The organism is Actinomadura sp. NTSP31 (assembly GCF_041951385.1).
GTDB classification, from domain to species: domain Bacteria; phylum Actinomycetota; class Actinomycetes; order Streptosporangiales; family Streptosporangiaceae; genus Spirillospora; species Spirillospora napierensis.
Genome location: NZ_JBGNUT010000023.1, coordinates 79177 through 94409 on the forward strand (window position 1 = coordinate 79177; position 15233 = coordinate 94409).

The window sequence follows — 15233 nt, forward strand, 5'->3', positions numbered from 1 at the left end:
TTGTGCATCGTATCCGCATGTCAGGAGCCTGGAGGAAGGACTCGGGCGTACAGGTGGAGCCTGGCTCCCCGCTGCTCGGCGTCGTTGACCTCATAGGTGAGGTGGCGTGCGAGGATCAGTTCCCGCTGATCCTCGTAAGCGCTTTTCTTTCCCATCCAGACTCCGTGGGTACCGGCCGGCACCTCCAAATGCAGCACGATGTTCGGGCGCATTCCGTCGATGTCCGGTGGCATGCCGCCGAGCGCGGTGGAAGTGTAGGCGGGTTCGGTCCAGCGCAAATCGCTGAGGGAATCCGGGTCGTGCGGGTCGAACCCCGGCATGAACTCCACGTCCTGAAGCCCGCGCAGCACCTCGATCGAGTCGGGCAGCGGCTGGGCCAGCGCCGCGTCGAGGAGTTCGACGCGCGCCGCGAGGTCCTCCGGGGTGGGCCAGCCGTCGAACGACGCGGCGATCGTGCCGCGGTCGCCGGCTCCGGCTCGCAGCAGCGACTCCAGGGCCCGGTCAGGGTCCTGGGCGTCGATGATGTCGCCGATCAGCCGCTCCTGGTGGGGCGTCAGGTCGGGGCGGCCGATGGCGTCGTACAGGTCGTCCAACGTCGGCGGCCGGCCGTCGGTGATCTCGAACAGGGCCCAGCCGTCCTCGTACACGTGGGCGTGCCACGCGTCGAGCTGCTGACGCACCTCGGCCATGTCCAGGGTTCCGTCGGGGCGGAGCAGGCCGTTGTACGGCCAGGAATGGTGCGTGTACTCCACCAGCGCGCGCTGCTGCTCCGGCGGGAGGGAGGAGAAGACGTGCCCGAGGCGCGTCTCCCCGTACGCCTCACCGGCGGAGTTGCTCGGGAAGTGCCGGACCCCGTTCTCGTCGACCTCGCCTGGGAGATCGTCCGCCTGGCGGGGTGATCCCTCCCCTGGCCGGGGCGGATCGTCGCCGTCGCCGCGGGCGGCGGCGTGCTCGCCCGGCGGACGGTGGTCGTCATGGCCGGGCGGGCGCCCGTCATGGCCAGCCGGCTCGCTCGTCCCGCCGGGGTGATGGGTGTTCCAGCCGCCGTCCGGCGGGACCGCCGGCTGCAGCCGCCCGTCCGGGCCCGGATGACCGGACGAGGAGTAGACGTTGCCGTTGCTGTCCGACCAGGCCAGCCCGGTGGGCGCCGTGACCGGCACACCGAGCCGCTCGGCGAGTTGCGCGGCGAAGTCGCCCTCGCCCGTCCGGCACGACAGCAGCACGACCTCGCGGCCGTTCCAGTTCGGGTCGTTGCGGATCAGGTCGGCGACGTCGTCGACGCCGAGATGGCGCCCCCCGATCCGCATCCCGTCCGGGCCGCCGTGGCCGTCCAGGAGGAACCGGTCGGGGTCGGCCGGGACGCGCCTCGCCAGATCCCGCATGGCGTGATCGTCCGGGCCGTAGAGCGAACGGCCCGCCGGGGTGGACTCGCTGTCCCGGTAGGCGCCGTGCAGATGCTCCGGCAGGCCCTCCGGTACGTCGACCGGCGCGGGACGTCCCTCATCGTGCTCCGGACGGGCGTTCTCGCCGGGATCCGTGTGGGGCTCCGTGTGGGGTTCGGCGTCCGCGTACCGCGCGGAGGCTCCGGCGCCGTCCGGGGGCGTCAGGGAACCCGTCGAGTTCGGCGCCGCCGACAGCTGGACCGGAGGCGGCGAACCCCCGTTGTGCGGCGGCGTTCCGGCGGAGGGCGCCGTTCCGGTGTGAGGTGGCGTGCCGCCCGGCGACGAGGGCGGCACCTGCGGCGGCGTCCCGCGCTGGCCCGGCTCCAGGTTGTGGAAACTCCGGTACTGGACCCTGCTCACCGGCGGAGTGCCGTCCGTGGTCTCGACCCACCGGGCATGGACCACCTGCGGCGTCCTCCCGGGCAGGTTCGGCTCCGCGAAGAACTCGAACCGGTCGACCGAAATGCCGTTCCCGCGATCGGTATGCAGCGCCTTGAGCTTGTTCTCCAGGCCGTACCAGCTCGTGGGACGCGTCGTGCCGTTGTTGTTGTGGCCCTGGTTCTCGGTACGCCACTGCGGGAAGTAGTTGATGCGCTCCCCGGGCCCGTGGCCCTGGTGACCGAAGATGTGCCCGCCGTCGAACCGGCCGTTCGGGTACTCGCGCCCGCCCTCGTGCCCGACGCGCCGCTGCACCTCGTTGTAGCGGTCGTGCGCCGCGCCGTCGTACTCCGGCTTGCCGGTGGCGGCGTCCGTCTGCCCGTTCTCGTCGGTGTGGTAGAGGAATGTGCCCGGCTCGACGTCGTCCACGTCCCGGAAATCACCGCTGCGGACGGACCGGTTCGGGTCCAGCTCGCTCGGATCCGTCGCGGCGAACCGGTCCCGCGGCTCGACCATGTAGTTCGTGTTCGGCCGGGGCAGCCTGTTGGCGAGCCGCTCCTGCGGGGTCCGCTGCGCGTCCTCCGCGTTCTGCGTGTGGTGCGTCCCCAGCTCCGGGTTGTAGACGCCGTTCGCCCCGTGCCAGGTCCGGACCCACTCGATCCGGCCCTCGCCGTTGGTGTAGAAGACGCCGTGCAACTCGTCGCCGTTGCGGACCTCGTACCGCGTGTGCGGCGACAGGTTCTCCGGCGGCGTCAGGCTGAACGCGCCCCGCTCGAACACGTTGTAGTCGTTCACCACCGCCTGGTGCAGCGGCTCCGGCGGGTCCGTCCCCGGGATGTGCGTGGGCGGGTCGAACGCCGCCGCCGCGGGAGACAGGCCGTCCTCGCCGCCGCGGAACACGTGGGGCTCCCCGGCCCCCATGTCGACCTGATGCACCACCCCCGGCGCCGGCTGCGTGAGGTCGATGTTGTCGTTCGGATGGACGGACGGGCCGCCCACGCCCTCCGCGTCCGGATTGGTGACATGCGTGACGCGCCCGGCACCGTCGGTGTAGGCGATGCTGCGCAGCACCCTCGAGCCGTCGTCCCGCGTCTCGTGCACCTCGTACCGGGTGTTCGGGTCCAGACCCTGCCGGCCCGCGATGTGCTCGCCCGGCTCCACGTCGACGGACCCGCGCCCGGGCCGCCGCGGCGGATCCCAGTCGGCCTGCCGATGCGGAGCCGCGCTCCTGGCCGCCCCGCCGTCCCGCGGCTCCCCGGCGTCGCCGCCCTCGGGACGCGGATGCCCCGGCGCGAACCCGTCACCGCTCGCCGGCGTCGTCCGGCCGTCCGGGCCGTGGGTGCTCCACGATCCGTCCGGCGGGTCCGCCGGGTGCAGCCGCCCGTCCGGACCGGTGTGCCCGCTCGCGGCATAGACGTTGCCGTTGTTGTCCGACCAGGCCAGCCCGGTCGGGGCCGTCACCCGGACGCCGAGCCGCTCGGCGAGCTGCGCGGCGAAGTCGCCCTCGCCCGTCCGGCACGACAGCAGCATGACCTCGCGGCCGTTCCAGTCCGGATGGCTGCGGATCAGCGCCGCCGCGTCGTCCACGCTGAGGTGCCGGCCGTTGACGACGATGCCGTCCGGGCCCCCGTGCGCGTCCACGATGAACCGGTTCGCGTCCGCCGGGACCCGCTGGGCGAGCGCCCGCATCGGCGCGTCGTCCGCGCCGTACAGCGACATGCCGCCCGGCGTCGGCTCGCTGAGCCGGTACAGGTCGTGCAGATGCTCCGGCAGGTCGGCCGGGACGCCGTCGTGCGGCGTCGGCTCGTGCTGCTCTCCGTGCCCCTCGCTTCCCGGCACGTCCGCCTGGGAGTGATCGACCGGACGTTCCCGCCCCGCGGCGGGCGCGCCGACACCGTCCCGAGGCGCCGCCCCTGAGCCATGACCAGGCGAACCCGGATGCGGCGCCGAGCCGGGGGCGTACGGCGCAGGCCCCGCGTTATGCGGCACCGGGCCGCTGCCACGAGGAGGCGCTCCACCTGCGGACGACGTCGGGCTAGCGCCATGCGGGACAGACCCACCCGCAGGAGGCCCGGCCCCATAGGGGGTCGGCCCACCGGCGTACGGCGCTGGCCCGGCAGTGTGCGGCGCCGGGCCTGCGCCGGCGTGCGGCGTCGGGTTGGTGCCGTATGGGGCAGGCGCACCCGGGTGGGGACCAGCGCCGTAGGGGGTCGTTCCGGCTGTGTGCGTCGCGGGCCCGGCAGTGTGGGGCGCTGGACCGCTGGCGTGGGGTGTAGGTCCGCCCGTGTGGGGCGTCGGTCCGCCGGAATGCGGTGTGGGACCACCTGTGTGCGGTGCCGGCCCACCGGCATATGGCGCGGGCCCGCTGGTGTGCGGCGCTGGACCGCTGGTGTGCGGCGTCGGGTTGGTGCCGTATGGGGCAGGCCCACCCGGGTTGGGTCCGGCCCCGTAGGGGGTCGGCCCGCCTGTGTGCGGGGCTGGCCCGGCGGTGTGCGGTGTGGGGCCGCCCGTGTGGGGCGTCGGGTTGGTGCCGTATGGGCCGGGCCCACCTGCGTGGGGCCCGGCTCCGTAGGGGGTCGGCCCGGCTGTGTGTGGTGTGGGGCCGCCTGCGTGGGGCGTCGGGCTGGTGCCGTAAGGGGCGGGCCCACCTGCGTGGGGCCCGGCCCCGTAGGGAGTCGGCCCGGCTGTGTGTGGCGTTGGTCCGGCGGTGTGTGGTGTGGGGCCGCCTGCGTGCGGCGTCTGGCCGGCGCCGTATGGGGCGGGGCCGGCCGCGTAGGGGGTTGGCCCGCTTGTGTGCGGCGTTGGGCCGCCCGCGTGGGGCGCCGGGCCGGCGCCGTAGGGGGTTGGGCCGCCTGTGTGAGGCGTCGGGCCGAATCCGCCGGGGGCGGGGCCAGACCCCGAGGGCGAACCCGGAGTGCCGGGTGCCGGCCCGCCGGCCGGCGGGGCGGGCGGGATCGCCGTCGCGTGGATGTCGTAGGTGGCCCGGCCCTTGTCGTCGAAGCCGGTGTGCACGACGCTGTCGATCCGGTACTGGGTGCCGCGCGGAAGGATGAGCTCGCGCTGGTCCGGGAAGCGGCTGTCGCGCCCCATCCAGAGGCCGTGCGAGCCCTCCGGCAGGTCCAGGTGGATCCGGTACTCGAACGGGTTGTTGTCGACCACGGCCGGGTCGCGTCCGAGCGAGGTCGACATGTAGGCCGGCTCGGTCTGCGTCATCCCGACCAGCAGCCTCGGGTCCCGGTTGCCGAGAGCGCCGCCGTCCTGGGCGGTCATGAACGACAGGTCGTGCAGGCCGCGGATCGTCTGGAGGGGCTCCGGGAGCGTCTGGTGGAGCGCCTGGTCCAGCTCGGCGATCCGGTTGTGGAACGCCTCCGCGGTCGGTTCCCCGCCGAAGTAGTCGGTGAGGAACATCCGCTGCTTCGTGGAGTCCACCATGTGCTGGATGCGGCTGTCGGGGACCGGCGCGCTGAGCACGTGGTGGATGAGGTTGCGCTGCTGGACGGTGAGGTCCGGGCGCGTCCAGATGCGGTGGAGGTCGGCGGCGGACGGGACCATGCCGCCGTTCATCTGCGACAGCTGCCACAGATTGGCGTGCTCGTTGTAGAGGTGGTTGAGATGTCCCTGGATGTCCGCGCCCGGCCGGAGGAACGGGTTCGGGAAGGACTGCTGGGTATACCACTGCATCGCGTTCTGCAGATGCGGCGGCAACCCGTCGTAGACGTCGCCGAGGTGGTTCTCGCCGTAGGCCTCGCCGTCCTCGTTGGTGTCGAAGCGGCGGATCCCGTCCGGGTCCACGTGCCCGGGCAGCGGGTCGTGGACCGGCGCCGCGCCATGCCCGGCCGGGAACTGGCCCGGGTCGACGTGGGGGACGCCCGGGACGGCGGGTGCGGAAGCGGGGTCGTGCACCGTCCAGGCGTCGGCCCTCGGCTGCCCGTCGGGCGCGATGTCCACGCGTCCGGTGGGGGCGACGACCCGGACGCCGAGATCCTGCGCGAGCCGCGCCGCGAAATCGCCCGAACCGGTGTGGTCGGAGAGCAGCAGGAGCTCGCGGCCGTTCCAGTTCGGGTCGTTGCGGATCAGGTCCGCGACCTCGTCGGCTGGCAGCCGCCGGCCGTTGACCACCAGGCCGTCGGGCTCGCCGTGCCCGCTGATCGCGAACCGGCCGGGGTGCGGCTCCACCCGGCGGGCGGCGTCCCGCAGCGCGGGGTCGTCGGAGCCGTAGAAGGACCGTCCGGCCGGGGTCTCCTCGCTGCTGTGCCACGTGTCGTGCAGGTGCGGCGGCAGGTTCTCCGGAGCGTCCTCGTGCGGCCTCGCCGGCTCGGCCTCGTCGGGCCGGTCGTGACCCTGGCCGGGCTCCTGTTCCCGGCGGCCGGGCTCCTGTTCCTGGCGGTGGGGCTCCTGGCCTTCCTCGCCCGGCGTGCGCGGCCGGTCCTCAGGCGTCTCGTGATGCTGCTGCTCGTCGCCGGGAGTGCGCGGCCGCTCGTGGGCGGGGCCTGGCTCGCCCTCTGTGGCGCGTCCGTCCTCGGGCGTCCGGTGCGGCTCCTCGCCGGGAGTGCGCGGCTGCTCGTGGCTCGTCCGCTCTCCGCCCTCGGTCGGCGTGCGGGGCGCGGCCTCGTGGGGTTCGCCCGGGTTTCCTGTGGACGGCGTGCGCTCCGCACCCGACGGTGCTTCGTGCGGTTGCGGCGTGGAAGGCCGGTCATCGGCGTACCAGCCATAACGGGACCGCGTCTCGGCGGTCGGGTCGCCATCGCCGCCGCGGTTCGGCGACGTCCCCTCAGACGGTGACGGGGTGCTCTCGGTGGGGGAGGGCGTGCCGTTCTCGCCCGGTGTGGGTGCGGGGTCGAAGGGGGAGGGTGTTGTGTCGGAGGGCGGCGGGGTGCCGTCGGTGGGGGAGTTGGGTTCGTCGAATGGTGACGGGGTGCTCTCGGTGGGGGAGGGCGTGCCGTTCTCGCTCGGCGTCGGGGCGGGGTCGAACGGCGAGGGTGTCGCGTCGGAGGGCGGCGGGGTGCCGTCGGTCGGGGAGGAGGGCCCATCGAAGGGGGACGGGCTGCTTTCGGTGGGGGGCGGCGTCGCGTCCGACGGGGAGTTGGGTCCGTCGAACGGCGACGGATTGCCCTCGGAAGGCGACGAGGGCGGGTCGAACGGCGACGGGGTCCCGGCAGACGGGGACGCGGGGCCGTCGGACGGTGACGGGGTGCCCGTCGGCGTGGTGCCGGGGCCGTCCGGGGAGGACGACGGGGCGTCGCCGGGCGTGGGGGTCCCGTCGGGCGGCAGGAAGCTGCCGTAGATCTGCCACTGGCCGTCGTGGAAGATGACGTCGTCGACGTGGAAGGTCATGCCGCGGCCGAGGAGGAGCTCGCGCTCGCCACCGCCGAACGCCGAGACGTTCTCGACCCAGAGGGCGGGCGTCCCCGCGGGGACCCGCATGTGGAGGACGGCGTCCTTGCCGGCGAACGCGCCGGCCGGTCCGCCGAGGGAGGTGGACAGGTAGCCGGGGTCGCCGAACGACTGGCCGATCATGTCCGGGGCGTCCATGTCGAGGTGGCCGAGGTCGGTGCCCCGGCTGATCATGACGTCCTCGGGGATCGGGTTGCCGGCGAGCGCCTGGTCGATCTCGTCGAGGTGCCGCTGGACCTCGGGATCGATCGGTCCGCCCGACCGGAGCTGCCCGTTCATCTCCTGGTAGGTGGGGTGGGGCGCGGGCGGCTCGTCGGTGTAGTGGTGGAGCGCCTGCCGCTGGGACTCCGGCAGGTCGTCGGCGTAGCCGTTCCAGACCTCGGCGCCGTAGCGGGAGGCGGCGTCGTTGTCCGGGAAGGTGCGGGCGCCCTCGGACACGCGGTCGTAGGCGGCGTCCATCCGCTCTTCGGCCGTGGGCGCGCGGGCGGGCTCGTCCTGGGACGGGTCGCCGGGGTCCTGCGGGTTCTGGGGTTCGTCGTCCGAGCCGTGGCCGTGGTCGCCCGGGCCGTCGTCGCCCGGGGGCTGGTCGTGGCCCGACGAGGCATCGGTCTCGCCGTCGCGGTCGCCGGACTGCTCGTGCTCGCCCGCGTGCCCGGGGTCGGACTCCTCCGGGGTGCGGGGCGTGCCGGTCTCCGCCGCGCCTTCCGGACGGTCCTCACCTGTGGACGGGGCTTCGGAACGGACGACGCCCTGGTCGTCGACGTTCTCGATCGGCCGCGCGCCGGGGTCGGCGGGGGTGTCGCCGTCGGTGAGCGGGCGCGTCGTCTCCGGCCGTCCGCCCTCGTCGCCGGGCGTCCCCCGGCCGGGCTCCGCCGCGGGCGGCGGGGTGGTCTCCGTGCCGGTGGACGGGGTCGGTTGCGGGCCGTTCTCGTGCGGCGGGGCTCCGCCGTCGCCGAACGACGCGGGCGGCACGCCGTTCTCGATGCCGGTGGGGCCGGTCGGCGTGGACGGCCGTGAGGCCCTGCCCTCCGGCTCCGCCGGACGGGATCCCGGCGACGTCGTCCGGACCCTCGGGTCACCGGACCGGCCCGGGCCGGCGGACGCTCCGCCGCGCGGGACGGCGCCGCCGCCCATCGAGCCCATCCCGCCCATCGGCATGGGCACGCCTGCGATGAGGCCCGGCTGGCCGCCGTGGGTCGCGTCCGACCCGTCGTGGCCGGGTTCCGCCATGGCGTCGGGCAGGTCGGCGGTCGTGCGGTCGCCGCCGGGCGTACCGGCCGTGCTGGTCGGCGATTCCGCGCCGCCTTCCGGAGCCGGAGATTCGATGCCCTCGGGCGTCGAGCCGCCACCGGACGGCGTGGAGGCCTCGTCCGCCGGGGCAGAACCACCGCCGCCTCCGGAATCGGTGCCGCTGCCGTTGGACGGCGCGGTGCTGCCGGCGGGCGGCGTGCCGGAGTCACCCGTGGGCGTGGTGCCCTCGCTGTTGGCGGGCGCGTCCGTCCGGCCCGCCGGGGATGTGCCATCGCCGTTTGTGGAGGGCGCGTCGGTGCGACCTGCCGGAGGTGTGCTCTCGCCGCCTGTTGCCGGGGTGTGCTCGCCGCCGGCGGACGGTACGGGGCTCTCGCTCGCGGGAGGCGTGTTGTGGTCGCGGGTTGGCGCGGTGTCGTGCCCGCCCGTGGACGGTGTTTGTTCGCCGCCGGGCGTCGGTGCGTGCTCGCCTGTGGCGGGCGGCGTGCCGCCTTCGTGCAGCGGCGTTTCGGTGTGGGCGGCCGGATCGCCGCTGCTGGTCGGCGTTGCGGTGTGCTCGTCGCCGCCGGGTGTGGTGCCGTCACCGGGCGAGGTGGGCGTTTCGGTGCGGGGCGCCGGGTCGCCGCTGCTGGTCGGTGCTGGGGTGTGCTCGTCGCCGCCGGGCGAGGTAGGCGTTTCGGGGCGGGACGTGGGGTCGGTGCTGCCGCCGGGGGAGGGGGCGTGCTCGCCCTCGCGGACACGGCCGGGACCGCCGCCGGACGAGCCGGGCCCGGTGGACGGGCTGCCGCCCGCCGAGGGGGGCGGCGTGCCGCCGGGGGTGGCGCCGCCCGCGCCGGGGCGAGCGCCCGGGGCGCCGCCGGAGCTGCCGGTGCCGCTGCCCGAGCCGGTCGAACTGCCCGAGCCGCCGGTGCCGCTGCCTGAGCCGGTCGAGCCGCCGGTGCCCGCGGGGCCGGAGCCGCCGGTCGGGGCTGCGGCCGCGGGGGCGCCGCCGCCTGCTGCGGGCGCGCCGCCGGGGGCCGTGCCGCCGCCCATGGGGACGGCGCCGCTCGGGGCGCCGCTCGACGAGGACGGAGCCGGGGCGCCGCCGTCCGCGCCGGAGGGGGCTCCGCCGCCGTAGGCCGCGGGGTTGGAGCCGAGGCCGCCGCCGCTGGACGAGCCGCCGCCCGTGGAGGACGAGCCGCCGCCTCCGCCGCCGCCTTCCGGGGCCGCCGATGCGAGGGTGGCGCCGTGGTTCGAGCCACCGCCGCCTCCACCACCGCCGGTGTCGCCGAGCAGGGTGGAGATGCGGTTCCCACCGCCGCCTCCGCCGCCGTCGGAACCGCCGCCGCCCGAGCCGCCTCCGTGGGATCCTCCACCGCCGCCGGAGCCGCCTCCGTAGGAGCCGCCGCCTCCGCCGCCGGTCGCATGCGTGCCACCACCGCCGCCGCCCGAGCCTCCGCCGGAGCCGCCGTCCGAGCCGCCGCCCGACGAACCGCCGGAGCCGCCGCCGTCGGAACCGCCGGAGCCGCCGCCGTCGCCGACCGAGGGCGCGTGCGTCGTCGTCGGCGGGGTCACGTTCGTGGCGGGATCGACGCCCGGCGTCGGGACGTCGAAGTCGTGCAGGCCGCTCTTCCCGCCGCCGACCGCGCCGCCGAAGGCGCCGGACGTGGCGCCCTTGGCGACGGCGTCCCAGGTCAGCGGGTCGCCGTGGATCGCCGACGTGGCGACCGTGCCGGCCACGCCGCTGATGGCCTCGGACACGCCCTCGCGCGCCGCGCCCTTGAACATGTTGCCGAGCGGGGTGGCGGCGGCGTCCCCGACCCCGGGGATCTTGCCGGCGCCGTGCGCGATGCCGCCGGAGATGGCGCCGCCGATCGCGCCGTCGAAGGTGGCGCCGGCGGTCTTGCCCCAGTCGACGCCCTTGCGGTTGCCCTCGGCGATCTGGACGCCCTGGACGAGCAGGTCGAGCCCGCCGCCCTGCAGCGCCCCGAACGCGGCGCCCTTGAGGATGGAGCCGAGCAGCTTCTCGCCGAGCTTCTCGGTCAGCTTCTCCATCAGCTCTTTGAAGATCAGCCGAGAGGAGGTCTGGGCGGCGGCCTCCGCCACCGGGATTCCCGCGGTGGACGCGCCGAACGTCTCGAACGCCGCCGCGATCAGCATCGCGATCTCGATCGCCGTGACGATCAGCAGCGCGATGAACATGTACTTGGCGTACTCGATGTCCAGCGCGCCGTTGTCGAGCACGTCGGCGAGCTTGCCGCAGGCCTCGGCCATGCTGGGGAGCAGCCGCGGGTCGGTCGTCGTCCACTGGTCGAGGTTCTTCTGGAACTTCTCGGCCGCCTCGGCGTCCAGGGTGCCGCGGACGTTGTTCACGGTGCCGGTGACGTCGCCGACGAGCTCGTTGATGGAGGTGGCGGCCTGGCGCCAGGCGTCCGCGCAGCGCCGCATCGCGGTCTCGTCGCCCTCGGGCCAGTCGGAGCCGACGATCCACGACAGCCACTGGACCTCGGCGGGGATTTCCAGACCCACGGATCAGCTCACTTCAGCCTCGAGGCGTCTTCGGCCTTCTTGTATTCCTTGGCCATCTCGTCGACGCCCTTCTTGATGCCGTTCAGCCCCGTCTTGAGCTTGGGGAAGGCCTCAAGGACGCTCTTGCTGGGCTCGGCGTAGCCCTCTTCGAACTTCTGGCCGGTCTCGTCGGCGCCCCAGCACTTGCCCTCCGCCTGCAGCGCCGAGTTGAGGGTGGTGAGGATCTGCTGCAGCGTGTTGGCGTTGGTGTCGAAGCCGCCGCCGGCGCGTTTGAGGGCCTCGGTGTCGACCTCGTAGCCGTCGAACGTCATTGCGGCTGGATCCCGAGGCGCTGCCGGACGGCCTCGATGTCGTCCGGCCGTTCGGGCAGCAGCTTGGCGATGTCGAACCCGCCGCCCTGACCGGACCCGCCCTCGGGGGCGAGGCCCTGCATCGCCTCGCGCAACTGGTCGGCGACGTCCGCCTGCGCCTTCTTCGACGCCTCCATGACGGCGCCGGCGAGCTCCTCGCTGCCGAGCTTGCGGGAGACCCGGGGGTCGAACTCCAGCGAGGTCAGCCGGCCCTGCCGGTCGACCTTGACGCGGACCATGCCGTCGGCGGCCTCGGCCGACGCCTCGACGGTCTCGAGCCGGGACTGCATCTCCTGGATCTGCCGGCGCTTCTCCTGGTAGGTCTGCAGGAGTTCGTCGATATGCGCCTGCCATTCAGCGCGCACGGGGGACCCCTCTGTTCGTCGGGAGCTGAACGAGCCCGCGACCGCGCACGATCACAGACACACAGAGAGGGATCATTATGGTGATTTCCTCGCTCATGTCGCAACCCGTTCCCTGGTGATCGCGGTCGGCCGGGGAGGCGTTACCGCGCGGGGGCGGGACGGGCGGCCTGCCGTCCGCCGCCCTCCCGCCCGTCCGGCTCCCGCGCGGGAACGGTCCATCAGCCCGGCCGTTCCATCAGTTGGAGAACAGCAGCGTGTTGGTGACCTCGACGCCGAGCTCGCCGGCGGTCGCGAAGACCTGGCCGGTGCGCCCGCCGGTCGGGCCGCCGTTCTTCCAGTACGACTGCGCGTAGATCACGTTGCGGCCCTGCGACCAGGTGCGCGTCCAGTACGCCGGGTTCGCCCGCGGCTGCGGGAGCCCGCTGGCGTCCGACGGGGTGAGCAGCTTCGGCCAGCCGCTCCGGTCGGTGACGCCCCGCACGCTGGCGGCCGCGGAGTCGCTGGCCAGCGTCATGATCGACACGGACGTGATGATGGTCCGGCCCGGGTTGGCGTAGACCGCCGAGTGCATGAGCCCGATGCACGGGTGCGTGCGCAGCGCGGCCAGCAGCTTGGCGTTGGCGCGGGTGGCGCACGACTCGTTCCGGGTGCCCGCCTGGGTGAAGGTGTTGCCCTTCGCCGTCCGGATCGTCCGGGACAGGACGCTCGCCGGGTCGCCGGTGCCGCCGCCGATGGACGTCCGCGGTGACGGCGCGGTGGACGTCCGGAAGGACGGGGTCGGGTAGGCCGGCGTCCGCACGGCAATCGGCGGGTCGTCGTTGTCGTCGCCGCTGAGCAGGAAGAACGCGCCGACGCCGACGACCGCGAGCACCGCGACCACACCGATGATCAGCAGCGGCACGAGCGGGCCGCCGCCGCCGCTGCGCCGCGGCGGGGGCGGGAAGCCCATCGGGGCGCCGGGCGGACCGGGCATCGGCGGGCCGGGCATCGGGGGACCCGGCATCGGGGGTCCGGGCATCGGCGGGCCGGGCGGGGCCGGGGGGAATCCGGACCCGCCGGGGGGCTGGCCGGGCCATTCAGGGGGGTTCATGCTCGCTCCGGGCGGATGGTACGTGGCGGGGTGCCGATTGAGGTCCGGCAAGAGTAGCGGGCAGGTAATGGTGATTTCAGGGCAGATCGCCGGTCTGAGGTCGTCTGTGCCGGTGAGACCGGTGTGCACGGCGCCCCCGCACCCGTCCGGGCGCCGCCCCCGGGCCCGCGGCGGTGCGTGGGGCGACGGGTGTCTCGTAGGCTTGGCGGGGAGAGGGGAGGCAGGTGTCCGACTCCAGCTGGCAACAGGCGGTACTGCGCGAGATCGGCGTTTCCCGGCGGGGGCTCCAGGTCCTCGACGCGACGCCGTCCGGCCCCGCACAGGGGTCGTGGGGCGCCGACGCGCCGCCCCAGCCTGCCCAGGAACGGGCCCCCGCCGCGTCCGTCCCGCCGCAGGCGGCGCAGGCGGCCCAGGCCGCGACCGCGCCGGCCGAGCGGCCGGTGCAGCGGCCCGCCGCGCAGCCGACACCGGAGGCACCGGCCCCCGTCCCCGAGGCTCCGCCGTTCCCGCAGGTCGCGCAGGCGTCGCAGGACGTCCAGGACGAACCGGCGCCGCTGCTCCCCGAACCGCCGGCGCCCGAGCCGGTCCCGTACCCGCAGATCGCCCAGCAGCAGGCAGTGGCTCAACAGGCGGCGCAGCAAGCGGCCCTGCAGGCGGCCCAGAACGCGGCGCAGCAGCAGGCCCTTCAGGAGCAGGCCCTTCAGGAGCAGGCCGCCCAGCAGCAGGCGGCGGCGCAACAGGCCGCGGCGCAACAGGCCGCCCAGCTGGCGGCCCAGCAGGCGGCGGACGTCCCCGCCGAGCCGCAGCAGCAGGCCGACCCGCTCGTGCACTCCGACTTCGACTGGGAGGCCGCGGTCAACCCGGTCCTCGGCGCGATCCCGGCGGCCGGTGACCAGGCGGCGCAGCAGCAGGGGCAGCAGACCGGGCAGCAGGCCGCCTGGCCCGACCCGTCGGCCGCCGCGGCGCAGCAGGCCGCGGCCGGCCAGCCCGGTGCGCCCGTCCACCCGGGCCTGCCCGGTCAGCCCGCCGCGCCCGGCCCCGCGGGCGGCCAGCAGATCCCGCCCACCGACCTGGTCCGCAGGAACCAGCACGGCGACGCGCTGGCCCGCCGGGTCGGGCGCGGCGTGCTGAAGGCGGTCGGCGGCGGTGCGCGCGAGGCCCGGCTGCTGGCCGCGTTCACCGAGATGATGCAGCGGTCCGTGCCGAGCTCCCGGCAGATCGCGGTGGCGAGCGTGCGCGGCGGCGCGGGCAAGACGACGATGGCCGCGCTGATCGCGACCGAGCTGGCCCGGCACCGCGCCGACCGGGTGCTGGCCGCCGACGCCGACGCCGAGCTGGGCTCGCTGCCGCTGCGGCTCGGCGTCCGCTCGCAGCTGTCGCTGTTCGACCTCGCCGGGCAGCAGCCGCAGTCGTTCGAGGAGGCGGCGCGGTTCCTCACCCGCACCCCCGACGGCCTGTGGGTGCTGTCGTCCACGCGCGGCGGCCGGATCGCCGGCGAGTTCACGCTGGAGACGTTCGAGACGGCGCTGAGCGCGGTGAGCCGGTACGTCGCGGCGACGGTCGTCGACTGCGGCGCGGGCATCCTCACCGAGGTCAACCGCGGGGTGATCGCGGGCTCGCACGGCCTCGTGCTGGTGACGCCGGGCACCGTCGACGGGGCGCTGAGCGCGCGCGGCGCGCTGGAGTGGTTCGTCGCCAACGACCAGCAGGACGTGCTGCGCCGCACCGTGATCGCGATGGTGTCGCACGCCCCGCAGGTCGGCGCCGACCTGCAGCGCGCCCACCAGATGCTCACCGCGTGGGGGCTGCCGGTGGTCGCGGTGCCCTACGACCGGCATCTGGCGACGGGCAGCTCGCTGGACCTCGGCCGGGTGTCGGCCGCCGCGCGGATGGCGGGGATCCAGGTGGTGCACGAGGTGTTCGCCCGCTCGCTCGGCGCGGGGGCTGCCCGATGAGCAGCGACCTGGTCGCGCTGGTGCGCCGCCGCCCGGACGTGCACGCGGTCGCCGACGGCATGATCGCGATGGGCGAGCCGCTGGAGCTGCGCGGCGGCGAGCCGGAGCCGACCCTGCTGTACGACGCCGAGGGCCGGCTGCTGGTCGCGATCGAGGACGCGGTGCAGGTGTCGGTGCAGGGCGAGATCGGCCGGCTGCTCGGCGCCGAGTTCGCCGCCCGGGTCGTCGCGCCGGTCTGGTGGGTGGACATCCGCGCGGTCAGCGACCTGCCGGACGCGCCGCGCGTCGCCCGCAAGTTCGCCGACTCGCTGGTGCACTGGCTCGGCGGCACGGTGTACCCGGACGGGGAGAGCGACGCCCCGGCGCGGAGCTGGCGGGCGTCCGGCGAGGACGGCGGCGCGGCGGCCGAGGTGCCCGGCGACCCGCGGAACGCGCCGGACGGCGCCGCCTACCAGGGCGGGGTCATCGGCGGCTGACCGGCGGCTGACCGGCGGCTGACCGGC

The 15233-nt window shown here is 75.1% G+C and carries 6 protein-coding genes; 2 read left to right on the plus strand and 4 right to left on the minus strand.

Features of this window, described 5'->3' with window-relative positions; genetic code table 11:
• Positions 1-20: 20 nt before the first annotated feature.
• From ACA514_RS32680 to ACA514_RS32695, 4 genes are all read right to left on the minus strand, one after another.
• The gene (locus ACA514_RS32680; RefSeq protein ID WP_375045127.1) at positions 21-10970 is read right to left on the minus strand and encodes an ADP-ribosyltransferase; all 10950 of its coding nucleotides are present in this window, start codon (positions 10968-10970) and stop codon (positions 21-23) included.
• Between the two features lie 8 nt (positions 10971-10978).
• Positions 10979-11281, minus strand: a complete 303-nt coding sequence (locus ACA514_RS32685) for a WXG100 family type VII secretion target (protein WP_375045128.1) — start codon at positions 11279-11281, stop codon at positions 10979-10981.
• A complete protein-coding gene (locus tag ACA514_RS32690) occupies positions 11278-11685 on the minus strand; it encodes a YbaB/EbfC family nucleoid-associated protein (RefSeq protein ID WP_375045129.1) in 408 nt (135 codons plus the stop codon). The genes ACA514_RS32685 and ACA514_RS32690 overlap by 4 nt, the downstream gene beginning before the upstream one ends.
• 235 nt (positions 11686-11920) lie before the next feature.
• Positions 11921-12688: a hypothetical protein gene (locus ACA514_RS32695; protein ID WP_375045130.1), complete on the minus strand. Its 768-nt coding sequence runs from the start codon at positions 12686-12688 to the stop codon at positions 11921-11923.
• Between the two features lie 311 nt (positions 12689-12999).
• On the opposite strand from ACA514_RS32695, the gene ACA514_RS32700 reads away from it, so the two are divergent.
• Together ACA514_RS32700 and ACA514_RS32705 are read left to right on the plus strand one after the other, a co-directional pair.
• Positions 13000-14730, plus strand: a complete 1731-nt coding sequence (locus tag ACA514_RS32700) for a CpaE family protein (RefSeq protein WP_375045131.1) — start codon at positions 13000-13002, stop codon at positions 14728-14730.
• Positions 14727-15206: a hypothetical protein gene (locus ACA514_RS32705; protein WP_375045132.1), complete on the plus strand. Its 480-nt coding sequence runs from the start codon at positions 14727-14729 to the stop codon at positions 15204-15206. Before ACA514_RS32700 ends, ACA514_RS32705 begins: the two co-directional genes overlap by 4 nt.
• Positions 15207-15233: the final 27 nt, after the last annotated feature.

Excerpts from the sequence above, each read along its gene's own strand:
- ACA514_RS32705 (WP_375045132.1), top strand. The coding sequence starts at position 14,727 with ATGAGCAGCGACCTGGTCGCGCTGGTGCGCCGCCGCCCGGACGTGCAC.
- ACA514_RS32685 (WP_375045128.1), bottom strand. The coding sequence starts at position 11,281 with ATGACGTTCGACGGCTACGAGGTCGACACCGAGGCCCTCAAACGCGCC.
- ACA514_RS32695 (WP_375045130.1), bottom strand. The coding sequence starts at position 12,688 with ATGCCGGGTCCCCCGATGCCCGGCCCGCCGATGCCCGGTCCGCCCGGC.